Origin of the sequence: Streptomyces sp. NBC_01622 (assembly GCF_045209635.1) — a bacterium.
GTDB lineage: Bacteria > Actinomycetota > Actinomycetes > Streptomycetales > Streptomycetaceae > Streptomyces.
The window spans coordinates 2472815-2499359 of the sequence record NZ_CP109293.1; the positions used below are offsets into that span (position 1 = coordinate 2472815).

Genomic DNA, 26545 nt, shown 5'->3' on the forward strand with positions numbered 1-26545 from the left:
GGAGCCTCCGTGGCCTTGTGCTGAACGGGCTGGCAGTAGCTAACGCCCTCGGCAACACCACGTCAACACTTTGTTGAAAATTCCGGGTAACAACCGGAGAGCGGCTCAGCTCTCCTTCTCACGGTTGAGGTAGTTGTACACGGTGAACCGGCTGACCCCGAGGGCGCTCGCGACGGTCTCCACGCCGTGCCGTACCGAGAAGGCGCCGCGCGCCTCCAGTATCCGTACGACCTCCTGCTTGGCCTTGCGGTCCAGGTCCGCGAGGGGCTTGCCCTTCTTGCGTTCCATGGCGGCCAGGATGTGGTCCAGCGAGTCCGCGAGCTGCGGCAGGCGTACGGCGACCACGTCGGCACCCTCCCAGGCGAGCACGACGTCGTCGGGGCCGGCCTCGTCGGGCGGGACCAGCTCGCCGCCCATCGCGTCGACCAGCGGCTTCACCGCCGTGATGAAGGGCTCATCCCCGAGGCCGGTCACCGGTCGCCCTCGCCGATCACGTTGAGCTGGAGCGAGACCCGGGTGGCACCGGCCTCCAGGGCCCTGCGCAGCAGCGCGTCGACGGCGCCGAGCACCGCGTCGGCACCCCCCTCGGCCGTGTTGCCGAACGGCCCGACGTCCACGGCGTCCAGCTCCGCCCCCTCGATGACCTCCCTGGCGACCAGCGCATGCGCGGGGGCCTCGTCGAGATCGAAGGGCTCTGTCGTGAACTCCACTCGCAATCGCACTGTGCCCCCAGAAAGCGCCTCTGACCTGCCATTTACCCGGATCGCCCACGGGGAGGGCGCATCAGGGACAACGGGGATGCATCAGTCGACCGTTTCGCGGCCACGATCCACCCCAGGTCGATCAATTCCACCAGGACGGAGTCGCTTCGTCCGCCACGAGCCGACCCTAGCCGACCAGGCCATCCCTTTGCCTGCACGCGACCAACCGACCGCGCGGCCGCATGCCGTGCATCCGTGCCTGGCTCCTTCACCCAACCGGTGACCTTGAGCAAGGCCACATCCTCGAATCGATTACTCTCCGCTGACACCGCGGCAGAGATCTTCGGCGCCTGCCCAGCACATAGTTCGGCTGAAAATAACAAGTCCGACACAGGCGGCGACCTGATCATGCAGCACCCCTGCGCCCCGCCGGCCCGCGGACATGCACGCAAGTGGCCGAGACTCGATCAATCGAATCCGACGGCTCACAAGAAAGTCGGCAGACGGTACAAATATGCCGCAAACGAAAAGAATCGAGACAGGGCATGGAACTGTCTGTGACATCGCCTACCGGTAAGCCGAGGCCTGCGATCCCTAAACCCCTTCTCGTGGCCTATGAACCTGATATAGGCTCCTGCTGACCGCGAGGCGTGGGGGCACGTGTAATCCGGCGCTCTTGATTCCGGATCTTCCTCGCGGTCACGAGCATCGAGTGCTCAACGGAGGGGGAAGTCATGCGGGTCCACGGCGCCAGAAGGCGAATTCGCCGCCATGTAGCGAATCCAGCGGGTTTTACGAGCCCCTGAATTCTCGAGGGCAACCACGGAGAATTCCAGGGATTTACAGAGCTCCCCTGCGCATGAGGATTCTGCACAATCCAACTGCAACCCGCTGAACTCAAATGCGCGTTCGCGCGCCGCATCGGCCACCCGCTTCCCGTCCTGATGCCTTCCTGCACGACAGAACCCATATCGGCATGACATGAGCATGCCACATCCGAGGAGCGGAATTGAGAACTGTATTGCGCGTGTGCGTTGCCGCCACTGCCATGCTGGGCGCCATGACGGCCGCACCGTATGCGTCGGCGGCCGAGTCGGGCGCCAACACACCAATAGCGACGGTGCAGTTCGCCGGCGGACAGGCCGAGGGCCTGGCCATGGCGGAGACCGCGCCGAAGGGCACCAAGGAGATCCTGGAGTCCAACGCCGTCGCAGCGGCCGCGGCCGCGAACGTGTGCGGCTCGGGCTACACCGTCTCCACCGGCGCCGCCCGCTACGGAACCTACGGCACCGCCTACACCTGGTGGAACAACACCTACAGCGGGACCAACCACCTCTACGATCGTCCGATCTGCGCCGTGTTCTTCAACGACCTCGGCTCCACCCGGTACATGGGCGTCCGGCTGGCGGACAACTACACCGCCACCGCGGACACTCAGGACTTCGGCGCCTATTCCTCGTACGCCGGCCCCGTTTATCAGAAAAAGGGCTACTGCGGCCAGGCGTACTCCTACATGGAAGAGCCGAGCGGCAAGGTCGACGTCGACAACTACCTCAGTGTCGGCACATGCGACTGACAAGCCCGTCAATTGCGACATCGATGTCGGACATCGACGTCGGCATCGGTGATGGTGTCGACCTGGTCGCCTCAGACAAGTCACGCATCGAAGGCCGTTCCGCGGCAACCGCGGATCTGTCTCGACGCGCTGGAAACCTGCTGCCGGCGCGAGCGAGAGCTTTCGTTGAGTCCGGCTCACTGAAAGGTAGTCGCTAATTCATGCACTATCCATCACGGGGGAGAAGGAGGAGACGGTCATCCGCACTGGTTATCGGCGCTGCAACCGCGTTGATCGCGTCCACCTTCACCACGACCGCCGCACAAGCGGCGATACCGAACCCACCGAAGAAGTCGACGCAGCAACAGGCCGTCACAACACAGAAGAATTCCGCGTCGGCGGTCCCGCTGAAGGAACGTGACACCGTTCTCGGGAAGGGCTGGAAGACCTCTGCCGACCGGGCCGTGACGGCGGCAGCCGACAGTGACGGCTTTCATCTCCTGGTCGGCGACAGCAAGAACGGCTATGCCTGGAGGACGGCTGCCGTCCTGAGTGAGCCCCAGCTTCCGGCCGACACCTGGATCGGCAACAGCTGTGTCATGGACGACCATCACGCGGCCGTCGCGTACGCTCCCCGCACCTTCACCAACAAGCCCGACCTGATGATGGGCGGCGCGTTCACCGCGATCGTGAACCTGGACGACGGAAGCGTCACCAAGCTCCCGTTCACCGCGTCGCTGGCCTACTTCGACCCCACCTGCAGCCCGGCCACGCACACCGCCGTCTTCACCGCACTGCGCGACACCAAGACGCGCCTGGTCACGGTGGACACCAAGGGCGCCACGGTCGCCGACACCACCGCCGACGGCGAGATCACCTCGGCCGTGCCCACCAAGGACGGTGTGATCGGTGCCGCCGGAAACCGGCTCGTCCACGTCGACCGCAAGGGCACGACGACCAGGCTCGCCGCGACGAAACACGCCCCGTACGACATCCGCGTGGCCGACGACGGCACGGTCGGCTACATCGACCGCACCGGCGACACCGACGCCAACGTACAGACCTACACGCACGGCAGGAAAACCACCGTCGCGAGCGGCAGGCTCACCGCGATGAACCTGCGCCAGGGCACCGACGGCACCGTCTACCTCACCGGAAAGGCCGACCACGACAAGGGCCTGGCGGCCGGCGGCATCAAGGCGTTGGCCGTCTCACCCGACGCGGACCTCTCCACCCGCGGACGCCTGGCGGTCGACCCGGTCCTCGCACCCGCCGTCCAGGCCGGCGTCGACAACATCGAGAACGCCGGCCGCGGTTTCACCGGCACCGCGACCAAGGAACCGGCGGCCGAGACGACGCCGGGCCACATCAGTCATGCCCTGACCATCACCGCCTCGGTGCCGGGCACGGGCCGGCACACCAGCCAGCAGGCCGCCGAGCCCGGCACCACCGCGGGCGGCAGGCCCTCGCCGACGCTGACCGGTTCCCCGAAACCGCAGCTGTCGACGATGAGCACAGCGACCACGGCCGCCGACGGCACCACGTCCAACGACCCCGTCGACACCGACCGCTGGTGCTCCGTGCCCCGCAACGACGTCGCCACCCAGGCCCTCCAGCCCACCCCCAACCAGGTCGAATGGGCCGTGGACATGGCCGTCCAGGGAAAGCTGCGCTCCAACTACCTCACACAGGGCGGCTGGCGCTCACAGACCGGACTCGCCACGATCGACCCGCAGGGCCTGTTCCCCAAACCCCCACTGACCGGCGGCGGAAACATCCCCGCACAGGTCCAACTGGGCATCCTCGCCCAGGAGTCCAACCTCTGGCAGGCCGAATCCGGGGCCATCTCCGGCCAGATGGGCAGCCCGCTCGCGGCCGTCGACGGCTTCTACGGCCACCACACCGGCGGCACCCTCGCCGACTTCTGGGCCATCCACTGGGACACCTCCGACTGCGGCTACGGCGTCGGCCAGGTCACCGACGGCATGCGCCTGGCCGGACACGAGAAGGAGGGCGAAACCTCTCGCTCCGTGCCCATACAGCGCGCGATCGCCATCGACTACGCCACCAACATCGCCGCCTCGCTCTACATCCTCGCCGACAAGTGGAACGAGGTGCACGAGTCCGGCCAGACGATCGCCGTGAACAACGACGACGCGGCCAAGCCCGAGAACTGGTTCACCGCCGTGTGGAACTACAACCTCGGCTTCAACAAGAAGGCGGACGCGGGCACCAACGGCAACTGGGGCCTCGGCTGGTTCAACAACCCCGCCAACCCCGTCTACCCCGCGTCCCGGCTGTCCTTCATGAACACCGACCTCGACCCGCTGGCCAACAAGGACGCCGCCCAGCCCCAGAAGTGGCCGTACGAGGAGAAGGTGATGGGCTGGGCCGCCTGGTCCCAGGACGCAGGCCACTCCTACGCCACCTCCGGCCGCCAGGACTGGCCGGGCGAGTCCGGCTTCTCCTCCGCCGGCTTCTACCCTGCGACCTGGAACGGCACCACCGGGAGCGTCATCGACCCGTCCAGCGGGAAATACCGCCGGGCGCACGTCTCGCCGCCACTCGACGCGTTCTGCAACACCAAGAACAACTGCGACACCGCCAACCCGCCCGACTGCCCCACCGCGGGCTGCTACACCCAGTACTGGTGGCACGAGTCCAACACCACCTGGAAGTCCGACTGCTCCGCCAGCTGCGGTATCGAACGCATCAAGTACGTGACCGCGATCAATGAGCCCGGCCGCGGCTACCGCCTGCAGTACGGCACCCCCGTCTGCTCCGGCGCACCCGCGGGCGCGCAGGTCGTCGAGTCCGTCCCCGCCGGCACCGACACCTGGAGCGACTGCGGAACGACCGCGACGGACGGCTCGTTCCGGTTCACCTTCTACTCGGACCCGAACGCGACCGGACCGGGACTCGGGCAGTACGACGCAAAGGCCGACCTGCACCAGATCGGCGGCGGCTACGACGGCCACTTCTGGTTCACCCACGCACGCGACGGCGACCACCTGGGCGGCGACGGCGGACCGATGACCATCCTCGGCGACTGGAAGCTGAACTCGGCGATCTCCGGCAGCCAGGCCAAGGTTTTCGTGCACATCCCGGACACCGGCGCGCAGGTCACCAACGCCACCTACAAGGTCATCACCCCCTTCGGCGCGGTCACCAAGACCGTCAACCAGAACACACAGAACAACAGTTGGGTCTCTCTCGGCGCCTACAACTTCAAGAGCCAGCCACCGGAAGTACAGCTGACCAACTCCACATCGGACGGCGCCGCCGACAAGGACGTGGCCTACGACGCCGTCGCCTTCGTGCCCGGCGACTATTCGGGCATTCCCGCCGACCTGACCTTCGGGGACCCGGACGTCAACGCTCCCGATCCTGTTCCGGACGAGACACCGGCGACCATTGCGGGATCGTTCTTCGCCTCGGGTACCCCGCTGCTCAGCAAGACACAGGCAGCGTCGTCCGCGTCCGTGATGACCTCGAAGAGCAGCAAGGTACAGGCGCCGTCGTCCCTGTCCGCCGGCGAAACCGCGGCATGCTCGGTCACCTCGATATCGATGACATACACGCGCACGGACGCGTGCATTCACGACGATCTGACCGTCATCCACTTTGATGACGGCGATCCGGACGGTACGGCGGTCTTCGACTACAGGAACCAGATCGCCACTGACGTGGACAGCGACACGTTCACGCAGAGCACTTCCGTCCGTCTGAATTCCATGAGCGGCGTGATGGTCAAGGTGAACCTCGACCTCGGCTTCCAGTGTCGAGGATATTGCTCCGTGATCAGCTCCACGTGGACCGGATCCAACACATGGACACTCGGGGACACCCACAGCGCGATCATCACCACGAGGATGAAATGGACTCCGTCGGGACAGACGAGCGGCTCGGTCCTCCCCTACTGGACCTTTGGCGGCATCGCGAACGACACCCCCGTCGACAATCCGACCAGTGTCGAGCAGGATGCTCTCAACGTCCGATGCGATGTCGAGGTGAAGACCACTCCCGGATGCGTGTTCAGTTGGTACAAGCCGACGTACACCCTCAACGAGAAGAAGTTCCCGGCAGCCGCGGCACACGCGTGGCTGGTACAGCACATGCTGCCGGGACATTACGGCCTCAAGGGCCAGGGAGATCCACTGAACTTCATATCCGACGACGTTCTCGCACCGGGCAGAAATATTTCGATCCCCGACTACAACCGCGATGTGGTCATTTGCCCGCAGTCGTGGACGCGCAATCCGGACGCCACACTGTCGCCGGAACTCGCAAGCAGCAATAAAGACCAAGTGAGCTGCGACGAGTTCCCGTTCGCGGCCAGCTGGCAGTCCGCCGGAACTCCCACGTCCTGGGGCGGGAAGAACCTCAATCCCGTCTCCTCGGGTGACGAGTGCGCCACCACCTACGCCAAAAGGGACAGTAGCGGCGTGTGGCATCTGCTACCGGATCCGAATTCGCCGCTTCCCACCTGGAACGAATCCTGCGGACGATCCACCATATCCGGAAACCAGAACAGCCAGTCCATGTCCCTCTTCCCCGACTTCAGGAAGAAGAACAGAGTCATCGAGGGAGATCCTTACTGGCTGGAAGCCCGTAAGCCCTGAGGATAAAGACATCTGACCGAAGCGGTTGGGGGCGGAGCATGTGCTCCGCCCCCAACCGCTTGCCGTTTCCTAAAACCATGTGATGCGTCCGTCGACGACGGTGACGGATGTACCGGACAAGGAAAAATCCGAACCTGCCCCCTGGTCAATGGCGTTGGCCATGGCATCCAGGACATGCGCAAGCGACGGCGCGTAGGGGCGCGGATATGAACCTTCGCGGTAAGACAGAACAGGGTAGACATTGCCTTCGCCCTGCATATCGAGGAGAAATCCGTACGGGGCGTCCAGCGTCTCGACGACCGGAATCCATGAAGGCTTCCAGTAGTCTTCGTCGCCAATATCTTCGGCCACGCCGAGATAATCAGCGCGATGCTCGATCATCTCCTGGGAACTGAGAAGGGCCTTTCCGAGCGGAAATATCGCCGAATCCGGGTGACGTATCACCTTGAAACCGCCTGTAATCGGCTCTCTTTGATCCTTGGCCGTGCTCCCGTTGTTCATACGAAGCCACGCGTCGAGCACGTCAGGAACATCACCCCCGAGCGCGCTCCGCAACCGGGACATGTCTTCATCGCCGGCAGGAGGATTGAGCGCCTCTACGCTGGAAGGCGCATTCCTCTCCATCCAGCCCACCACGTTCCCCCACGCCTGCCTCACACGTTCCGCATCGCTTTTCGATATCCCACTCATGGGCGGCCTCCAGACCCGACAGACGCAAGACGAGAGCGAGCCCGCCACGGCGCATGACCGGCCCGGTAGTGACCGGGCCAGGCTACCGGGCCGGGTGAATCGCGACCGCTGCTCGACGGCGGCGCCCGGCGCGTATCGCCCGGGTCGGCCCCCGGTCCGGGGGACGCCAGGTCGCCGAGCCCTCTTGACAAGCTCCGACACCCGACGGCAATCTTCCATTAAGCAGAAACAATATTCCACCATACGGAATCTCGTTACGACCCCCCGACAAGGCATCCCGACACGGAAGGGAGCGCGACCCCGATGGGATTCGCAGACCAGCGCTTCAACGTCAACCTGTCGATCCTCTTCACCGAACTCCCGCTCCTGGAGCGCCCCGCGGCAGCAGCCGCGGCCGGCTTCACCGCGGTCGAGCTGTGGTGGCCCTGGGTCGACTCCCCCACCCCCGCGCAGTCCGAACTCGACGCGCTCAAGCGGGCGTTGGAGGACGCGGGCGTCCAGCTCACCGGGCTGAACTTCTACGCCGGGCAGCTCCCGGGACCGGACCGGGGCGCCCTGTCGATCCCGGGCGAGGAGTCGGAGCGGTTCCGCGCGAACATCGACGTGGCCGCCGACTTCGCGGGCTCGCTCGGTGCCACCGCGCTCAACGCGCTCTACGGCAATCGCGTGGCCGGCGTCGACCCGGCCGAGCAGGACGCGCTCGCGCTGGAGAACCTGGTCCTCGCGGCCCGCGCCGCCGACCGGATCGGCGCGATCCTGCTGATCGAGGCGCTCAACAGGCCCGAGTCGCCGCTGTACCCGCTCGTCAGCGCCCCGGCCGCCGTGGGCACCGTCGACAAGGTGAACGACGCGACCGGCCTCGGCAACGCGCGCTTCCTCATGGACCTCTACCACCTGTCCATGAACGGCGAGGAACTCCCGTCGGTGATCGAGCAGTTCGCGGCGAAGACCGGCCATGTGCAGATCGCGGACAACCCGGGCCGCGGCGCCCCCGGCACCGGCACGCTCCCCCTCGAAGACCTCCTCGACCAGCTGAAGAAGGCCGGTTACGACGGCTGGGTGGGCCTGGAGTACAAGCCCGGCGACCGCCCGAGCGCCGAGGCCTTCGACTGGCTGCCCAACTGACCTTCACCGAAAGGCACTTCCGATGAGCAAGCTCCCCGAGATCGCCTGGATAGGCCTCGGCATCATGGGCTCCCCCATGTCCGAGAACCTGCTCAAGGCCGGTTACGACGTCACCGGATTCACCCTGGAACAGGACAAGTTGGACCGCCTGGCCGCCGCCGGCGGCACCGCTGCCGGCTCCATCGCCGAGGCCGTGCGCGACGCCGACGTGGTGATCACGATGGTGCCCGCGTCCCCCCAGGTCGAGGCCATCGCCTACGGCCCCGACGGCATCCTGGAGAACGCGCGCGCCGGCGCCCTCCTGATCGACATGTCGTCGATCACCCCGCAGACCTCGGTCGACCTGGCAAAGGCGGCTGCGGGCAAGGGAATTCGGGTCCTCGACGCCCCCGTGTCCGGCGGTGAGGCCGGTGCGATCGAGGCCGTACTGTCCATCATGGCCGGCGGCGACCGGGCCGACTTCGACGAGGCGCGGCCGATCTTCGACGCGCTCGGCAGGACCATCGTGCTGTGCGGTCCGCACGGCTCGGGGCAGACCGTGAAGGCCGCCAACCAGCTGATCGTCGCGGTGAACATCCAGGCGTGCGCCGAGGCCGTGGTGTTCCTGGAGAAGTCGGGCGTGGACCTGGCCGCCGCCCTCGACGTCCTGGGCGGCGGGCTCGCGGGCTCGACCGTGCTGGCGCGGAAGAAGGACAACTTCCTCAACCGCGACTTCAAGCCGGGCTTCCGGATCGACCTGCACCACAAGGACATGGGCATCGTCACGGACGCGGCCCGCAACGTCGGCGCGGCCCTGCCGGTCGGCGCGGTGGTGGCCCAACTCGTCGCGTCGCTGCGCGCGCAGGGCGACGGCGGCCTGGACCACTCGGCGCTGCTGCGCGCCGTCGAGCGCCTCTCCGGCGCGCGGCTCTGAGACTTCCGGACGGCGCCGCCGCCGACATCTGTCCTGTCGCGCCCAGGCGGTGGCGCCGCCCGGAATCATGCCGGACCGAGAACCAACAGACGGCCCGTGTGTGCCGGACGACCCGGATGAGGGGTGGTCGCCGGCACGGCGCGGGCGGGGCCAGGACCGCGGCGGAGTGCGAGCCAGTGCGGTGGTGAAGGTCCCGGGGCCTCCTTCTCGACCTGAGAGAAGGAGCCCCCGGTTCCGTCGCGACCGCCGCGGTCCCAGCCGGAACACCGACCCGAAGCACCCCTCCCCATGACCCCGTCCGGCGGCGCGAACGTCCTGTCGCGCCCAGCCTCGCGCCGTCGGACGGCCACCACGAAGAGCGCCGGACACGGCGCTCTTCGGTGTTTCCGGGTGCGGATCCGCCGTAGGCGCAGCAGCCTGAAGGCATGGCACATCCACCGGAACACCCGCACATCGTGGTCCACCCCCCGGCCCTGGACGGTTCCCGTCGGGTCACCACCGGCGACGAGACCCTCGGCATCGCCTCCCACCTTGACGACGTCGTCGAGATCCTGCGGCTGGCCGACCTGGACCGGATCGAGGTCGAGGAGAGCGACCTGATCGAGTGGCAGGGCGGCGGGCCGGAGGACTGGCCGGGGCTGTCGGAACACCACGATCGGTGAGGCAGCGTACGTTTCGCCTGCCGGGCCGGACGGGTTCTGCCGGGCTCTGATCGTTGCGGGGTGCGGGTGGTGCGTGGCTGGTCGCGCCCCGCGGCGGAGCCGCTGATCGATACAGCCCCGCGCCCCTTTTTGTGGCGCTGCGCGCCTACAAAAAGAGAGGGGGCCGTCCCTCAAGGACGGCCCCCCTGTTCCTCCCGCGGTCTCAGACCTTCAACGTCCTGATCGACGTCGGTGCGTGGCCGGGCTCGGTCGCGAGTTCCTCGAACTCCACCACCTCGCCGATGTCGTTCGTCCGGCTCATCGAGATGTTGGTGACGCGTTCGAGGATCGCCTCGACGACGACCGGCACGCGGAACTCCGCGGCGAGCTTCTTCGCCTGCTCGAAGGCGGTGCCGAGTTCGGCGGGGTCGGTGACCCGGATGGCCTTGCAGCCCAGACCCTCGACGACCTTGACGTGGTCGACGCCGTAGACGCCCAGCTCGGGGGAGTTGATGTTCTCAAATTCCAGATTGACCTGGAAGTTGATGTCCAGGCCGAGCTGCGCCTGGCGGATGAGGCCCAAGTAGGCGTTGTTCACCAGGACATGGACGTACGGGATGCGGTGCTGGGCGCCGACCGCCAGTTCCTCGATCATGAACTGGAAGTCGTAGTCGCCGGAGAGGGCGACGACGGACCCCTCGGGGTCGGCCTTGGCGACGCCGAGCGCGGCCGGGATCGTCCAGCCGAGGGGGCCCGCCTGGCCGCAGTTGATCCAGTGGCGGGGGCGGTAGACGTGCAGCATCTGGGCGCCGGCGATCTGCGAGAGGCCGATGGTGGAGACGTACCGGGTCTCCGGGCCGAAGGCCTTGTTCATCTCCTCGTAGACGCGCTGCGGTTTGATCGGGATGTCGTCGAAGTGCGTACGGCGCTGGAGAGTTGACCTCTTCTCCTGTGCCGAGGCCGCCCAGGCGGAGCGGTCGGGGAGGCTGCCCGCGGCCTTCAACTCCCTTGCCACCTGCACGAAAAGCTCCAGCGCGGCCTTCGCGTCGGAGGCGATGCCGTAGTCGGGGGCGAAGATCCGGCCGATCTGGGTGGGCTCGATGTCGACGTGGACGAAGGTCCGTCCGGCGGTGTAGACGTCCAGCTTGCCGGTGTGGCGGTTGGCCCAGCGGTTGCCGATGCCGAGGACGAAGTCGGACTCCAGGAAGGTCGCGTTGCCGTAGCGGTGCGAGGTCTGGAGGCCGACCATGCCGGCGTTCAGCTCGTGGTCGTCGGGCAGGGCGCCCCAGCCCATCAGGGTGGGGACGACCGGGGTGCCGGTCAACTCGGCGAACTCGACGAGGAGTTCGGCCGCGTCGGCGTTGATGACACCGCCGCCGGCGACGATCAGCGGGCGTTCGGAGGCGTTCAGCATCCCGAGCGCCTTCTCGATCTGGGCGCGGGTCGCGGCCGGCTTGTAGACCGGCAGCGGCTCGTACGTCTCCGGGTCGAACTCGATCTCGGTGAGCTGGACGTCGATCGGCAGGTCGACGAGGACCGGGCCGGGGCGTCCCGAGCGCATCAGGTGGAAGGCCTGTTGGAAGACGCCCGGGACCTGGGCCGCCTCCAGGACGGTGACCGCCATCTTCGTCACCGGTCCCGCGATGGAGGCGATGTCGACGGCCTGGAAGTCCTCCTTGTGGATCACGGAGGTCGGGGCCTGGCCGGTGATGCAGAGGATCGGGATGGAGTCGCCGGTCGCGGAGTAGAGGCCGGTGATCATGTCGGTGCCGGCCGGGCCCGAGGTGCCGATGCAGACGCCGATGTTGCCGGGGCGGGTGCGGGTGTAGCCCTCGGCCATGTGCGAGGCGCCCTCGACATGCCGGGCGAGGGTGTGGTGGATACCGCCGGAGGCCTTGAGGGCGGCGTAGAAGGGGTTGATCGCCGCGCCGGGGACGCCGAACGCGTCGCTGACGCCCTCGCGCTTGAGGATCTCGACTGCCGCGCGGGCAGCGGTCATACGAGCCATGGAGTACTCCTGCTTCGGCTGTCGGATTCGCGTCACCGTCGCGCCCCGCGGTGAGTAATTCCGCATTGTGGAAACTAGATTCTACTATCTGGAAGAAATGTAAGTGGAGGCACGAAGGCCGTCAAGACACGGACAAGCAGGGGTTTTCAGGAGGACCATGGGGCTCATGTCCGAGAGCGTGCCGGTGCGCTGTCCGGCCTGCCGACGTGAGCACGTCTATGCCGCGCCGTCCTATCCCTGCGTCTGCGGTGCCCCCGTGGCCCCGCCGCTCGATCCGCGCGGCGCGGCGACGGTCGTGAGCCACCGGGTCTGGGACGAGGACTGGATCGCGGTGCGCTGCGAGGCCTGCGGCCGCCTGGACGAGTGGCCGTATCCGGAGCTGGGCTGCCCGTGCGGGACGCTGCTACGGATTCCCGTCGCCGGGGAGGAGCCGCCGGCGCAGTCGGCCGCGAGCGTCCCCAGGGCCGACATCGGCGCCCGGGACCGGCCTGCGTTCCAGCCCGTCACGATCCGTACCGCGCGGGACGCGGTCACCGCTGCCGCGCTCTATCTGCGCTGGCTCGGCTACCGGGACATCCGCCGCGCCGACCAGCGACCCCCGTCCGGCATCGGCCTGGCCGCCCGCGGCATCCTGGCGCAGGTGGACCCCACCGTGCGCCCCGCCTCACTCCGGGACGTGGAGTGCCTGTGGCTGACCGCGATGACGGAGTCCACGGGCTGCGTCTACTTCTCCCTCGCCGGCTACGCCGACGACGCCCGCGTCCGCGCCGACACCCTCGGCGTCCCCCTCTTCGTCCTCGACCTCACGGGCACCCCCCAGCCGGTGAACGAACTCGCCGACCAACTCGACGCGGCGGGGGGCTAGGGCCTGTCCGGCGGATCATGCCGCAGACGCGGGGTCTGGCACGCCCTCCCCCACTGCCCTAAAGGCGTGGGGGACCCCCAGCGGCGTTGTCGTCGGTTGTCGACGTCCCCCAGCCTTCGGCCGGGAGGTGCCCCCACCGCGTCGACGCCCTCCTCCGCCTTGCAGTTGGACGCACCAGACCCCGCTCACCGGCGCTCATCAGGCACCGCCACTTTCCTGCGACCCGATCCGCCGGACAGGCCCTGCTTCGAGGGCCGCGACGACCACGGCCGATTCGTGGCGACTCGCGGCAGCCGACGGACGGTCCGGCGGACCGGCTGCGGGACGGTCCGAGGTCGGGGCCCAGGGCCGCACGGCCGGGGCAGCGTCACGAGAACCCGCCGCAGACCGCCCGCCCCCGCACCGGAACGTTCTCGGGCACCCCAGCCACTGAGCAACCTCGTCGACCAACTCCACGCGGCGGGCGGTCAGTTCGTGGACTCGGCCCCAGGTCGGCTGTCCCGCACCGCCCGCTCCCGCAGCTCGATCTTCCGTACCTTTCCCGAGACCGTCATCGGGAAGGCGTCCATGACCTGGAGCAGGGTCGGGATCTTGTAGTGGGCCAGCCTGTCCCCGCAGAAGGCGCGGAGTTCCTCCAGGGTCAGGGGGTCGGCCGGGTCGCGCGGGATGACGCAGGCCAACACCTCCTCGCCGTAGCGCTCGTGCGGTACTCCGACCACCTGGACGTCGGCGATCTTCGGGTGGGTGTAGAGGAACTCCTCGATCTCGCGCGGGTAGATGTTCTCGCCGCCCCGGATGATCATGTCCTTGATGCGGCCGACGATCTCGACGTATCCGTCCTCGCGCATCACGGCCAGGTCCCCGGTGTGCATCCAGCGGCCCGCGTCGATCGCCTCGGCGGTCTTCCCGGGCTCGTTCCAGTAGCCGAGCATCACGCTGTAGCCGCGGGTGCACAACTCCCCTGCGGCGCCCCGGGATTGAGTGACGCCGGTGGCCGGGTCGACGACCTTGACCTCCAGGTGCGGCAGGACCCGGCCTACCGTGCCGGTGCGGTGTTCCAGGTCGTCGTCCCGCCGTGTCTGGAGCGAGACCGGGGACGTCTCCGTCATGCCGTAGCAGATGGACACCTCCGCCATGTGCATCTCGGCGACCACCCGTTTCATCACCTCGACCGGGCAGGGCGAGCCCGCCATGATGCCCGTGCGGAGCGAGGAGAGGTCGTAGCTCGCGAAGTCGGGGAGGTTCAACTCCGCGATGAACATGGTCGGTACGCCGTAGAGCGACGTGCACCGCTCCTGCTGTACGGCCTTCAGGGTCGCCGCCGGTTCGAAGGACGGGGCCGGGATCACCATGCAGGCGCCGTGCGAGGTCACCGCCAGGTTGCCCATCACCATGCCGAAGCAGTGGTAGAAGGGCACCGGGATGCAGACCCGGTCCTGCTCGGTGTAGGTGATCAACTCGCCCACGAAATAGCCGTTGTTGAGGATGTTGTGGTGGGAGAGCGTGGCACCCTTGGGGAAGCCGGTCGTGCCCGAGGTGTACTGGATGTTGATGGGGTCGTCGCAGGACAGCTCCGGGTACGGCTCGTCACCCGTGCCACGGCTCAGCAGCGCCTCCCAGCTCGGGTCGCCGATGTACACGACCTCACGCAACTCCGGGCATTTGCCCCGCACTTGGTCGACCATCGCCCGGTAGTCGCTGCTCCTGTGGGCGACCGAGGAGAAGAGGACCGAGATGCCCGCCTGCTGGAGGACGTACTCGACCTCGTGGGTGCGGTAGGCCGGGTTGATGTTCACCATGACCGCGCCGATGCGGGCGGTGGCGTACTGGACGAGCACCCACTCGGGGCAGTTGATCGCCCAGATCCCGACCCGGTCGCCCTTCGCCACACCGCTCGCGAGCAGCGCGCACGCCAACTGATCGACACCGGCGGAGAATTGACCGTAGGTCCAGCGCCGCCCGGACGGTACGTCGACGAGCGCCTCGCGGTCGGGCCAGGCGGCGACCGCCCGGTCGAGGTTGGCGCCGATGGTGTCGCCGAGGAGTGAAGTCCCGCTGGTGCCATGGGTGTACGAGTTCACCGGAAGTCCTCCTCGCGGTACTCGGCGGCCGATCCGGCGGCCGTCGCCTCGCGCAGTTCGATCCGGCGGATCTTGCCGGAGACGGTCTTGGGCAGCTCGGCGAACTCCAGCCGCCGGATGCGCTTGTACGGGGCGAGGACCTGGCGCGAGTGCTCGAACAGCACCTTCGCGGTGTCGGGTCCCGGCTCCCAGCCCGCCGCGAGCACGACGTACGCCTTCGGTACGGCGAGCCGCAGCTCGTCCGGCGCGGGCACCACGGCGGCCTCGGCCACCGCCTCGTGCTCCAGCAGGGCGCTCTCCAGCTCGAACGGGGAGATCTTGTAGTCGGAGGCCTTGAAGACGTCGTCGGACCGGCCGACGTAGGTGATGTAGCCGTCCTCGTCGCGGGAGCCGATGTCGCCGGTGCGGTAGTAGCCGCCGGCCATCGCCTCCGCCGTACGGTCCGGGTCGCCGTGGTAGCCGGTCATCAGGCCGACGGGGCGGTTGGAGAGGTCGAGCGCGATCTCGCCCTCGGCCACGCCCGGCGCGCCCGACACCGGATCGAGCAGCTCCACCCGGTAACCCGGACTCGGCCGCCCCATGGAGCCGGTCTTCAGCGGCTGGCCGGGGCTGTTGGAGACCTGGACGGCGGTCTCGGTCTGCCCGAAGCCGTCCCGGATGGTGACGCCCCAGGCGCGCCGGACCTGTTCGATGACCTCGGGATTCAGGGGCTCCCCCGCGGCCAGGGCCTCGCGGGGCGGGGTGCGCAGCTGGGTCAGGTCGGCCTGGATGAGCATCCGCCACACCGTCGGCGGGGCGCAGAAGGTGGTGACGCCCGCGCGGTCCATCTCGGCCATCAGCCGGACCGGGTCGAAACGCGTGTAGTTGTGGATGAAGACGGTCGCCTCGGCGTTCCAGGGCGCGAACAGGTTCGACCAGGCGTGCTTGGCCCAGCCGGGCGAGGAGATGTTGAGGTGCACGTCGCCGGGCCGGAGGCCGATCCAGTACATGGTGGCCAGATGGCCGATCGGGTACGAGGTGTGGGTGTGCTCGACCAGCTTGGGGTGGGCGGTGGTGCCCGAGGTGAAGTAGAGCATCAGCGGGTCGTCGGCGAGGGTCGGGGCGGGGTCCCGTACGAAGAGGGAGGCGGAGGTGTCGTAGACCTCCTCGAAGTCCAGCCAGCCGGGCCGCTCGCCACCCACCGCGATGCGGGTGTAGTCGCCGGGTACCTCGTCGAACTTGCCGGTGTCCTCGGAGCGCACGATGACGTGCCGGACCCGGCCGCGTTCCACGCGGTCGCGCAGGTCGGCGGGGCCCAGCAGCGGGGTGGCGGGGATGACGACGGCGCCGAGCTTCATCGCGGCCAGGGCGGTGATCCACAGTTCGGCCTGGTTGCCGAGCATGACCAGGATCCGGTCCTCGGCGCGGACACCTCGCGTGCGCAGCCAGTGCGCGGCCTGGTCCGAGCGGACGGACAGCTCACCGAAGGACAGCTTGGTCTCGCGGCCGTCCTCCTCGACGATGTGCAGCGCGGTGCCGGCGTTGCCGTAGGCGATGACGTCGAACCAGTCGAAGGCCCAGTTGAAGTGCTCGGGCCGGGGCCAGGAGAAACCCTCGTAGGCCGTGGCATAGTCCTCGCGATGTGCCAACAGGAAATCCCGCGCACTACGGAACGACTCGCTTGCCGTAGTCATCTGTCCTCCTAGGTACCGGACCATTGCCGGGCGGCTCTCTGACATCGTGTAATCCGTGATGTGGGTCTCACTACCCCCGTACGGGGGTGTGTGCAGCAGAACGGCCGCAACGAAGGGGCAAGCGGGTGGCGACGGACGCGGCGGGGATGGTGGAGATTCAGGCGGCACTGGTACGGCTCCGGCGCGGCACGGGGCTGCCCGTCGCCTTCGGCGGCCTGGTGGAGAGCGGCCGGCAGCAGATGCGCATCAGCGAACTGAGCGGCACGTTGACCCCGTCCCTGCGTGCCCTCGCGGTGAACTCGGGCAACGGTCTCGGCGGCAAGGCGGTCGCCCTCGCCCGCCCGTGCGCCGTCCTGGACTACTCCGCCTCCCGCCAGATCAGCCACGAGTACGACGCCCCGGTGGCCGCCGAGGGCCTGCACGCGATCCTCGCCGTCCCGGTCGTCGTACGGCGCCGGGTGCGCGGTGTCCTCTACGGCGCGCTGCGCACCGCCCAGCCGCTGGGCGACCGGATGCTGAGCGCGGCGATGGCGGCCGCCCGGGACGTCGAACAGGCGCTGGTGGTCCGGGAGGAGGTGCACGAGCTGCTGAGCGCGGCGCGTCCGGCACCGGCCCCCGACCCGGCGGCGAGCGCGGTGTGGGAGCAGGTGCGGGAGGCGCACGCGGCGCTGCGGGCGCTGGCCCCGCGCATCCCGGACCCGGCACTGCGGGCCGAACTCCTGGACGCCTGCGGCCTGTTGACCGCAGACGCGGCCACCGGGGAGGTGGAACTGGCGCCCCGGGAACTGGACGTGCTGGCGTGTGTGGCGGCCGGGGCGACGAACGCGGTGGCGGCGGAGCGGCTCGGGCTGCGGCCGGAGACGGTGAAGGGGTATCTGCGCTCGGCGATGCGGAAGCTCGGCGCGCACACCCGCGGGGAGGCCGTGGTGGCGGCGCGACGGGCGGGGGTGCTGCCATGAGACGGGCGCCGGCGCGGGCCCGGGGACCGGCTCCGGCGACGGCTGTCTATTCATTCATCGGAGCTTTGAATTTCCTCCTGTCACACGGTTGTTATTTCCCTCACCACCCCATCCATCCGAATTTCAAGGACTGATTGCCTAATATTGGCCCGGACACGACACACGAGGGGAGCGGTGACCGTGCGACGGGACTTCAAGGAGCCTGCCAGAACCCGCCCCGACCTGGTCATCGGCCGGGAGGAGATGTTCAACGCCGCCCGTGACCAGCTCGCCGGCGGTGGCAGTGTGCTGCTCCACGGCCCCGCCGGAATAGGAAAGTCGACCGTCCTGCGGGCGCTGAGCGCGGAATACGGCGACTCGGCGCGGACCGTGTTGCGCTGCTCGGCCACGGAGTCCGAATCGCATCTCCCCTTCCTGGCCCTCGCCGACCTCCTCGGTCTGGTCCTCGACGAGGTGTCCGAGCGGCTGCCCGCCGCCCAGCGCACGGCACTGGAATCCGCGCTCACCGGACGCGGCGAGTCCTCCCTCCAGCGCGACGGACTCGCCCTGCGCCTCGCCGTCCTGTCCGCGCTGCGCGCGCTCGCCGCCGACGGCCCGGTCCTCGTCGTGGCGGACGATCTGCAGTGGCTGGACCCGGCCAGCGCGGAGCTCCTCGGCTTCGCCGCCCGCCGCCTCGGCGACACCCAGGTGCAGATGATCTTCGCGGTGCGCACCGAGGGCCAGGAGTACGACCGCTATCTGAACGCCTCGCCGCCGGACACCCTCGCGTTCCGGCTCAGCCCGCTCTCCCGGACGCAGGTCTCCGCACTGCTCGACGACCGCGGCTACACCGGGCTGCCCCGCTCCACGGTCCGCGAGATCCACCGCACCAGCGGCGGCAACCCGCTGTTCGCGCTGGAGCTGGGCCGCGCCCTGGCCGAGAACCCCACCCCGCCGAGACCCGGCGAGCCGCTCCCCGTGCCCACGTCACTACGCGCGTTGGTGCTGAGCCGGCTCGACATGCTGCCCGCCGAGGCCCGCCGCACCCTGCTGGTCGCCAGCGCGGGCGCCCGCCCCACCATCGCCCTGCTCCAGACGGCCGGCCGCGAGAACGCCGAGGCCGAAACCGCCCAGGCCGCCGAACTCGGCCTGCTGGCAACGGAACCCGAGGGACCCGCCGTACGGTTCGCGCACCCGCTGATCTCCGCCGCGCTGTACGCGGAGGCCCCCGCGCAGGAGCGGCGGGCCGCGCACGCGGCGCTGTCGACCGCGGCCTCCGACCCCATCGAGCGCGCCCGGCACCTGGCCCTCGCCACCACCGGCACCGACCCGGAGGTCGCCGCCCGGCTTGCCGAGGCCGCGACCCTGGCCCGGGATCGCGGGGCGCCCTCGGTCGCCGCCTCGCTCGGACTGCTCGCCGCCCGGCACACCCCGGGCGACAGCGTGCCGGGCCCCGACGAGCGGCGGTTGCAGGCCTCCGAGGACGCGATCACCGCGGGTGAACTCGACCTCGCCCGGGACATCGCGCGTGAGGTACTGACCCGGGCCACGGTGCCCGCCGAGCGGGTGCGGGCCTGGATCATCGTGATCGACACGGCAGGCCACGCCATGGCGGACGTCGACGCCGTCTTCCCGCAGGCCCTCGCCGACGCGGGCGACGACCCCCGGCTGCTGGCCCTGGTCCGCTACCAACTGGCCTGGCGCGCCCTGCTCGTGGAGGGCGACTTCGCCGAGGCCCGGGCGGAGACCGCGCGCTCGGCAGAGCTGGCGGCGCTCGCCGGCGACCGGCGCACGGAACTCCTCGCGCTGTCCTTCCAGGCGCAGACCGAGACCCTGATGGGCCATCCGGACGCCCCCCTCACCATCAAGCGCGCGCTGAAGGAGCCCCAGGACCCGAGGGTGGCGTGCCATCACAACGGCGCGGGCTCGGCCCGGTTCCGCTGGCTGGTGATGAGCGATCAGCTGCCGGAGGCCCGCGCCACCATCACCGCGCTGCTGCGCGAGGTGCGGCGGCGCGGCTCTGTGGAGAGCGAGGTGCACTTCCTGCGCGGCTTCGCCGAGACCGAGCTGCGCTCCGGGCACTGCGGCCGCGCTCTCGACCTGGCCCGCGAGGGCCTGCGGCTGGCCCGCGACTCCGGCATCGGCCAGACCGCGTCCGCGATGCTCACCGCGCTCGCCGAGGCCTCCGGCGGTGACGTCGAGGAGGCCCTCGCGCTGGCCCGGGAGGCGGTCGAGCACGCCGAGGAGGACGGCGACCAGATGTATCTGTCCCGGGCCCTCGGCGCCCTGGGATACGCCCAGTTGGTCGCCGGGGACGCCCACGGCACCGTCCGCTCGCTGCGCCGGGTCCGCGAACTGGAGCAGGCCCTCGGGGTGACCGACCCGGCGCGCGGACGCTGGCACGGCGACCTCGCCGAGGCCCTCGTCCGCATCGGCGAGACCGCCGAGGCCCAGGACGTCATCGACGTGACCCGCGAACGCGCCCTGCGGCTCGGCCGCGAGAGCGTCCTCGCCGTACTCGACCGCGCCGAGGCCCTGGTGCGCGCGGCACGCGGCGAACACGACGCGGCCGTGGCACAACTGACGTCCGTTCAGGACCGGCTCGCCAAACTCGGCTACGGCCTGGAGGAGGCCCGCGCCGCCTTCGCACTGGCGTCGCTGCGCACCCGGCAGCCCGGGCCCACGTCCTACGACGAGGCGACCCGGCTGTTCCGGCGCTGCCGTGCCCTGCCCTGGCTGCGGCAGGTGGACGAGGCCACCGTCACCCGCCCGCCGGAGCCGGCGCCCGCGGCCACCCCCGCGCCGCCCGCCCTGGACGGGCTCGACGGACTGGCCTCGATGGAGCGTCAGGTCGCCGCGCTGGTCATGGAGGGCGCCACCAACCGGGAGATCGCCGCCCGGCTGTTCATCAGCGTCAAAACGGTCGAGGCGACCCTGACCCGGGTCTACCGGAAGCTGGGGATCCGCTCGCGGGTGGATATCGTCCGACTGGCGGCGGGGCGCCGTCCGAACTGAGGACCCTACGGGTTTACTGTGCGGCGACCGAGGGTTTTCCCTGCCCAACTCCCCTAGGGGGTTCCCTCATTGGGAGCAGGGTGTGCCTGGTTCTAGCTTATGGGTGTGCCGCTCGCCCGGGCATACGGGGGTCGGTCCCGCGACCCCCGTAGCACACCCCCACACCCGCGCGCCCCCCACCGGCAACCCTAATGAGGAGACTCATGTTCGGGCTCAACCGCGCCAAGAGAACCACCGCAGTCGTCGCAGCAGCCGCCGCTGCCGCAGCGACCGCACTGCTCAGCGCCCCCACCGCTGTGGCAGCCCCCCAGCCCATCGTCGGCGGTACCACGACCACGACGACGTCGTACCCGTTCGTCATGCAGATCACGGACGCCTCGCAGAACCAGTTCTGCGGCGGCACGCTCGTCTCCGCCACCAAGGTGATCACCGCGGCTCACTGTATGGTCGGCGAGACCACCAGCAGCGTGCGCGTGGTCGGCGGCCGTACGTACCTCAACGGTACGAACGGCACCGTCAGCAAGGTCAGCAAGATCTGGATCAACCCCAGCTACACGGACGCCACCAACGGCGACGACGTGGCCGTCCTGACGCTGTCGACGTCGATGCCGTACACGACGGCGTCGTACGTCTCCTCCTCCCAGACCAGCGTGTACGCGGCCGGCACCACCGCCCGCATCCTCGGCTGGGGCACCACCTCGGAGAACGGCAGCTCCTCCAACCAGCTGCGGACGGCGACCGTGCCGATCGTGTCCGACACCAGCTGCAAGAGCTCCTACGGTTCGGACTTCATCGCGTCCGACATGGTTTGCGCCGGATACACATCCGGCGGCGTAGACACCTGCCAGGGCGACAGCGGCGGTCCCCTGCTCATCGGGGGCGTCCTGGCAGGGATCACTTCTTGGGGCGAGGGCTGTGCCGAGGCGGGTTACCCGGGTGTCTACACCCGGCTGACCACGTTCTCCAGCCTGGTGACCACACAGGTCAACTCGTAACCCGGAAGGTCTCCTGAGCACACCTCAGGGAAATACCAGGGTGCGTTGCGGGCTTCCACGAGCAGCCCGCAACGCACCCTATCCATGTGCCCCCTACTTGTCGGCCACGAGCTGCCCCGCCGCTCCCCAGCTGTCGGCGGGCACCTCGTGGATCCACACCTGCACGGTCTCGGCGGGAATCTTGTACGCGTCGACGAAGGCGTCGGTGACCCGCTTGACGAGGTCCCGCTTCAGCTCGACGTCACGCGGTCCCTGCTGAATGGTCACGATGGGCATGCTGAACTCCCTTGAGTTGCGCTCCTGTTCGGTGAGTCCAGTTCATCGCGCCGGCCGCCCCCGACCAAGAAGCAGCCCGCGAACGCGGCGATCAGTTCTCGTGATCGCCGCAGGCCAGCAGCAGGGTGTCGAGATACGGGGGCTGATGCGTGGCATGCACGGCCAAGCCCGTCGACAGCGTGAGGCCGGGCGCCGCGAACGGTACGAAGGCCACGCGCGGGCTGTGCAGCACGCGCGCGTGGGAGGCGTAGACGACCGTCCACAGCGGGCGCGCGCCGATGCTGGCGAGGGTGTCCTGGAGGGACCCGCTCACCGGTCCGGGCAGCGGCTCGAAGCCGGCCCGGTGACAGGCGCCGACGACGAGATCGACCAGCGCCGGGTTGTTCCGGCGCTCGGTGAGCGCGAGCGGCAGCGCGGCCAGTTCGTCGACGCGGATCTCGGGGCGCCGGGCCAGCGGATGCGAGGCGGGGACGGCGGCCACGAGGGGGTCGGGCCACAGGGGCAGCACCCGTACGCCCGACACCGGCTCGACGGCCCGGACGAACGCGGCGTCCAGCTGGCCGCCCGCGACCCGGGCCAGCCGCTCCCCGACAGGCATCGAAAACAGCTCGACCGGCACGTCCGGTGCCCGCTCGGCGAACGCGCCGAGGACCCGGTCCAGATGCGCGCCGAGCCCGGTACTGGTCCCGATCCGCAGCCCCGCCGGCGGCGCGACGGCGGCACGGGCCCGCTCGGCGGCGGTCAGCACCGCCCGCGCCTCGGGCAGCAGCCGCTCCCCCGCCCCCGTGAGCCGCACCCGCCGGGGCGACCTGTCGAACAACTCGGCGCCCAACTCCCGCTCCAACCGCCGGACTTGCTGACTCACCGCCGACTGCACGATGTGCAGCCTCCCCCACTCTCGGCTTCGCTCGAGCGGGGGGACCCCCATGGCGGCCCGCCCGAAGTGCAGCTCCTCGGCGACCGCGACGAAGTAGGTGAGCTGCCGCAGTTCCATGGCCCCGACTCTAGAGGGGGCTCCTGGACTCCTGTTTCAATGAGCCCCCTGATAGGAGTGATAGGCATGGTGTCCACGGACCGTTTCCTCGCCTTCGCGGCGATGTCGCTGCTGGTGATCGTGATCCCCGGCCCGAGCGTCCTGTTCGTCATCGGCCGCGCGCTCGCCCACGGCCGCCGCACGGCGGTGGCGACGGCGATCGGTAACGTCTTCGGCTCGTACCTGCTGGTGACGGCGGTGGCCTTCGGCATCGGCTCACTCGTCGAACGCTCGGTCACGGTCTACCTGACGGTGAAACTCGCGGGCGCCGCCTACCTCGTGTACCTCGGGGTCCAGGCCTTCCGCCACCGCAAGGACCTGAAGGCTTCGGCGATGCGGACCGATTCGTCATCGGAGCCGCGCGGCGACCTGCGCACGGTCCTGGACGGCGCCCTCGTCGGCGTCACCAACCCCAAGGGCGTGGTGTTCTTCGCCGCCGTACTCCCCCAGTTCGTGAACCACTCGGCGGGCAACGTCCCACTCCAGATGCTCCTGCTCGGCCTGATCCCCATCTCCATCGGCCTGGTCACGGACACCCTGTGGGGCCTGACCGCCTCGGCGGCCCGCACCTGGTTCGCCGGCTCCGACCGCCGCCTGTCCCTGATCGGCGGCGCGGGCGGCTTCACGATGATCGGCCTGGGCGTGACGGTTGCGGTGACGGGCCGCGCGGACTGAGCGGGTCTACGACAGCACGGTCCCGAACCGGATGTCGTACGACGTCCCCGGGTGCATGGCGTCGAGCATCCGCGCCCCTTCGGCGGTCACCTCGTCGCGCTGGGCCTTGGTCAGCCTGCCGAAGGGCTCGACAACGAGGTGGCCGTGGCCGTCGTCGAATTTCCAGACCCCGGCGAGGAATCCGTCGACGAGAAGCGTGCGGTGGGCGACGTTGCCCTGCCAGGCGCGGCCCCAGTACTCGGCCGGTACGACCCGGGTGCGGTCGGCGTGGGAGAGGAGCAGATTGTCGAACTCGGGCAGGAAACGCGGCGGGGCCGGGGTGTCGGCGGCGGGGCGGGGCGCGTCCGGCAGGTCGAAGAGTTCGACGCCGTTCGGGTCGTAGAAGGTGACGAGCCGCGGACGCAGCCGTTCGAAGGCCTCGCGCAGCCGGGTCAGGCCGGCCCAGGTCTGCATGTCCTTGACGGAGGCGGGACCGAAGGCGGCGAGATAGCGCAGCACGGTCGCGTCCGGCGCGGGCGCCGGCTCGGCGGGACGCCCCAGCCAGTGCTCGGCGGTGGTGAGCGCGACCTGACCGCTCCTCCCCCACAGCCCGCGCGGGGTGACCTGGACGAGCGGCAGCCGGCAGCGGGCGGCGATCGCGAGGGCCTGCGGGTCGGCGTCCGGCCATTCGACGAGCAGCGCCTCGCGCAACGCCTTCATGGTGCGCGGTTCGGCCTCGACGAGTTCACGGGCGAGTACGGCGAGCCGGTCCAGGTCGACGCCGACGAGCCCCTTGCGGAATCCGCCGAGCTCGCGATCGCGGGCGGCCTGCACCAGAGGGCGCAGGGTGAGGGCGTCGGCTGCCGTGTGGGTGTGGATGGTGGACCGCATGGTGACGATCCGGACGACCTCGCGCTCGGCCATCGGCCCGGACAGTTCCCCGGGCGTGAAGCCGTCGAGGCGGGCGGCGAGCGCGTAGTACGGCGGCTTGACGTTCTGGGCCTGGAGGCCGAGGAGATGCTCGACGGCCGCTCCGGCGGAGAGCGGTGAGCGGCGCAGGAGGAGCTGCCGGTCGAGGGTGGCGCGGTTGAGGGCGCGGAGGTCGAGTACGGGAGCGGTCGGAGTCTTCGCCTTGGTCACACTCCGCACGCTAGCGACGATTGCGGACACGTTCGGTCCGCAACTCTCACCGTTTTCCGGACCCCGTTCCGACGCCGGGCCTGTTTGCCCCGTATATCCTGCTCGTGCTCCGTGATCACGCAGACACAGGCCCGATCGAGAGGCACCGCGATGCCCCAGCGACGCGCCCGCCCCACCTCGAAGAACGGCTGGACCGGCAGAACCGGTGGGACCGGTAGGAAGTCCGGCTGGCGCCGCACGCCCGCCCCACCCCCGACCCCCACACCAGAGCCGCCCCTCTCCGCCGCCGACGCACCCCCCTCCGAACCCTCCGACGCGGGCAGCGTCGTCCAGGCCGCGCTGTACCGGGACGGGGTGCGGGTCTCGGCGCCGGACACCCTCGCCGACACCTTCCGCGAACTGCGCGAACAGCCGTCCGGCATGGCCTGGATCGGCCTCGCCCGCCCCACCGAGGCCGAACTCCTCTCCCTGGCTGCCGAGTTCGACCTCCACCCGTTGGCTGTCGAGGACGCGATGGAGGCCCACCAGCGCCCGAAACTGGAGCGCTACGGCGACACGCTCTTCGTAGTCCTCAGCGCCGCCCGCTACTTGGACACACCGGAGGAGGTCGACTTCGGCGAACTGCACGTCTTCGTCGGCCCGGACTTCGTGATCACGGTCCGGCACGGCGCGGCTCCCGACCTCTCGGCGGTCCGCCAACGCATGGAGGAAACACCGGAGTTGCTGAATCTCGGCCCCGAGGCGGTGCTGTACGCGATCCTCGACGCGGTCGTCGACGGCTACGCGCCGGTGGTCGCCGGCGTCCAGACCGACATCGACGAGATCGAGACGGAGGTCTTCCGCGGCGACCCGGCGGTCTCCCGGCGCATCTACGAACTCTCCCGAGAAATGGTCGAGTTCCAACGCGCCACCCGCCCCCTGGTCGGCATGCTGCACAGCCTGATGGCAGGCTTCGCGAAGTACGGCACGGACGAGGAACTCCAGCGCTACCTCCGCGACGTGGCCGACCACGTCACCCACACCAGCGAACAAGTCGACGGCTTCCGCCAGGCCCTCACCGACATCCTCACGGTGAACGCGACCCTGGTCACGCAGCAACAGAACGCGGAGATGCGGGCGTTGGCGGAGGCGGGGTTCGAGCAGAACGAGGAGATCAAGAAGATTTCTTCTTGGGCGGCTATTTTGTTCGCGCCGACGCTGGTCGGGACGATCTATGGGATGAACTTCGATCGGATGCCGGAGTTGCACTGGGTGCTCGGGTATCCCTTCGCCATTGTCTTGATGGCGGTCGTATGCACCAGTTTGTACGTCATCTTCAAGCGGAAAGACTGGCTCTGAGTGATCGCCCGAGGAGGCGCTTCTACGCGGCAGTGCGGCCCTGATCGCAGGCTCCGACGATGCCTTCCAGGCCGCTGGGGAGAATCTGGGGAGAATGAGCCGCGCTCCGATGTGGGCGGTCTCCTGCGATCGCGGACGTTGACCTGCGGAAGCCTCGCCGTTGAAGCGCAGGCCGGAAGCAAGGATCAGCACGGAGAGTAGCGAACTTCCCTTGTGGAACGCCGAAACGGGTGGGCACAGCAGATCGCTGTGCCCACCCGTTTCGTGGGTCGTGTGGAGCGT

20 protein-coding genes are annotated in these 26545 nt (G+C 69.2%); 11 read left to right on the plus strand and 9 right to left on the minus strand.

What is annotated here, in order from left to right; all coding sequences use genetic code 11:
• Window positions 1-105: 105 nt before the first annotated feature.
• Both OH768_RS11340 and OH768_RS11345 read right to left on the minus strand, forming a co-directional pair.
• Window positions 106-474, minus strand: coding sequence for a helix-turn-helix domain-containing protein (locus OH768_RS11340; RefSeq protein WP_093629992.1), 369 nt, complete (start codon window positions 472-474; stop codon window positions 106-108).
• The gene (locus tag OH768_RS11345; RefSeq protein ID WP_406452637.1) at window positions 471-722 is read right to left on the minus strand and encodes a hypothetical protein; all 252 of its coding nucleotides are present in this window, start codon (window positions 720-722) and stop codon (window positions 471-473) included. Before OH768_RS11345 ends, OH768_RS11340 begins: the two co-directional genes overlap by 4 nt.
• Window positions 723-1761: 1039 nt before the next feature.
• On the opposite strand from OH768_RS11345, the gene OH768_RS11350 reads away from it, so the two are divergent.
• Together OH768_RS11350 and OH768_RS11355 are read left to right on the plus strand one after the other, a co-directional pair.
• A complete protein-coding gene (locus OH768_RS11350) occupies window positions 1762-2277 on the plus strand; it encodes a hypothetical protein (protein ID WP_406452639.1) in 516 nt (171 codons plus the stop codon).
• Between the two features lie 269 nt (window positions 2278-2546).
• Window positions 2547-6878 (plus strand): Tat pathway signal protein, encoded by a 4332-nt coding sequence (locus OH768_RS11355; RefSeq protein ID WP_406452641.1) that lies wholly within the window; start codon window positions 2547-2549, stop codon window positions 6876-6878.
• A gap of 69 nt (window positions 6879-6947) precedes the next feature.
• Here OH768_RS11355 and OH768_RS11360 read toward each other — a convergent pair whose 3' ends face one another.
• Window positions 6948-7568, minus strand: coding sequence for an SMI1/KNR4 family protein (locus tag OH768_RS11360; protein WP_406452643.1), 621 nt, complete (start codon window positions 7566-7568; stop codon window positions 6948-6950).
• Window positions 7569-7871: 303 nt separating this feature from the next.
• Here OH768_RS11360 and OH768_RS11365 point away from each other — a divergent pair, with 303 nt between their 5' ends.
• From OH768_RS11365 to OH768_RS11375, 3 genes are all read left to right on the plus strand, one after another.
• Window positions 7872-8693 carry a TIM barrel protein gene (locus OH768_RS11365; RefSeq protein ID WP_406452645.1) on the plus strand — a complete coding sequence of 274 codons (822 nt, stop codon included), beginning with the start codon at window positions 7872-7874 and terminating at the stop codon, window positions 8691-8693.
• Between the two features lie 22 nt (window positions 8694-8715).
• Window positions 8716-9606 (plus strand): 2-hydroxy-3-oxopropionate reductase, encoded by an 891-nt coding sequence (locus OH768_RS11370; protein ID WP_406452647.1) that lies wholly within the window; start codon window positions 8716-8718, stop codon window positions 9604-9606.
• Between the two features lie 425 nt (window positions 9607-10031).
• Entirely contained in the window at window positions 10032-10268 is a 237-nt protein-coding gene (locus OH768_RS11375) for a hypothetical protein (protein WP_406452649.1), read from the plus strand.
• A gap of 202 nt (window positions 10269-10470) precedes the next feature.
• On the opposite strand, the gene gcl is transcribed toward OH768_RS11375, so the two are convergent.
• The gene (gene gcl / locus OH768_RS11380; RefSeq protein WP_406452651.1) at window positions 10471-12255 is read right to left on the minus strand and encodes a glyoxylate carboligase; all 1785 of its coding nucleotides are present in this window, start codon (window positions 12253-12255) and stop codon (window positions 10471-10473) included.
• A gap of 157 nt (window positions 12256-12412) precedes the next feature.
• Between gcl and OH768_RS11385 the strand changes: the two genes are divergently transcribed.
• Window positions 12413-13120, plus strand: coding sequence for a hypothetical protein (locus OH768_RS11385; protein ID WP_406452653.1), 708 nt, complete (start codon window positions 12413-12415; stop codon window positions 13118-13120).
• Between the two features lie 467 nt (window positions 13121-13587).
• Here the strand turns inward: OH768_RS11385 and OH768_RS11390 are convergent, their stop codons facing one another.
• Window positions 13588-15201 carry an AMP-binding protein gene (locus OH768_RS11390; RefSeq protein ID WP_406452655.1) on the minus strand — a complete coding sequence of 538 codons (1614 nt, stop codon included), beginning with the start codon at window positions 15199-15201 and terminating at the stop codon, window positions 13588-13590.
• The gene (locus OH768_RS11395) at window positions 15198-16874 is read right to left on the minus strand and encodes an AMP-binding protein (RefSeq protein WP_406452657.1); all 1677 of its coding nucleotides are present in this window, start codon (window positions 16872-16874) and stop codon (window positions 15198-15200) included. The genes OH768_RS11390 and OH768_RS11395 overlap by 4 nt, the downstream gene beginning before the upstream one ends.
• A gap of 125 nt (window positions 16875-16999) precedes the next feature.
• Here OH768_RS11395 and OH768_RS11400 point away from each other — a divergent pair, with 125 nt between their 5' ends.
• The 3 genes from OH768_RS11400 (at window position 17000) to OH768_RS11410 (ending at window position 21822) form a co-directional block, all read left to right on the plus strand.
• Window positions 17000-17833: a response regulator transcription factor gene (locus OH768_RS11400; RefSeq protein ID WP_406452659.1), complete on the plus strand. Its 834-nt coding sequence runs from the start codon at window positions 17000-17002 to the stop codon at window positions 17831-17833.
• Between the two features lie 174 nt (window positions 17834-18007).
• Window positions 18008-20827: an ATP-binding protein gene (locus OH768_RS11405; RefSeq protein ID WP_406452661.1), complete on the plus strand. Its 2820-nt coding sequence runs from the start codon at window positions 18008-18010 to the stop codon at window positions 20825-20827.
• A 203-nt stretch (window positions 20828-21030) separates the two neighbouring features.
• Complete coding sequence (locus tag OH768_RS11410) at window positions 21031-21822, plus strand: serine protease (protein ID WP_362985558.1); 792 nt, start codon at window positions 21031-21033, stop codon at window positions 21820-21822.
• Between the two features lie 93 nt (window positions 21823-21915).
• Here the strand turns inward: OH768_RS11410 and dmpI are convergent, their stop codons facing one another.
• A complete protein-coding gene (gene dmpI / locus OH768_RS11415) occupies window positions 21916-22098 on the minus strand; it encodes a 4-oxalocrotonate tautomerase DmpI (RefSeq protein WP_406452663.1) in 183 nt (60 codons plus the stop codon).
• A gap of 91 nt (window positions 22099-22189) precedes the next feature.
• Window positions 22190-23092, minus strand: coding sequence for a LysR family transcriptional regulator (locus OH768_RS11420; RefSeq protein ID WP_406452665.1), 903 nt, complete (start codon window positions 23090-23092; stop codon window positions 22190-22192).
• Window positions 23093-23158: 66 nt separating this feature from the next.
• Between OH768_RS11420 and OH768_RS11425 the strand changes: the two genes are divergently transcribed.
• The gene (locus OH768_RS11425; protein ID WP_406452667.1) at window positions 23159-23806 is read left to right on the plus strand and encodes a LysE family translocator; all 648 of its coding nucleotides are present in this window, start codon (window positions 23159-23161) and stop codon (window positions 23804-23806) included.
• A 6-nt stretch (window positions 23807-23812) separates the two neighbouring features.
• Here OH768_RS11425 and OH768_RS11430 read toward each other — a convergent pair whose 3' ends face one another.
• Window positions 23813-24925, minus strand: a complete 1113-nt coding sequence (locus OH768_RS11430) for a winged helix DNA-binding domain-containing protein (RefSeq protein ID WP_406452669.1) — start codon at window positions 24923-24925, stop codon at window positions 23813-23815.
• 150 nt (window positions 24926-25075) lie between these two features.
• On the opposite strand from OH768_RS11430, the gene OH768_RS11435 reads away from it, so the two are divergent.
• Entirely contained in the window at window positions 25076-26263 is a 1188-nt protein-coding gene (locus tag OH768_RS11435) for a magnesium and cobalt transport protein CorA (protein WP_406452671.1), read from the plus strand.
• Window positions 26264-26545 lie beyond the last annotated feature (282 nt).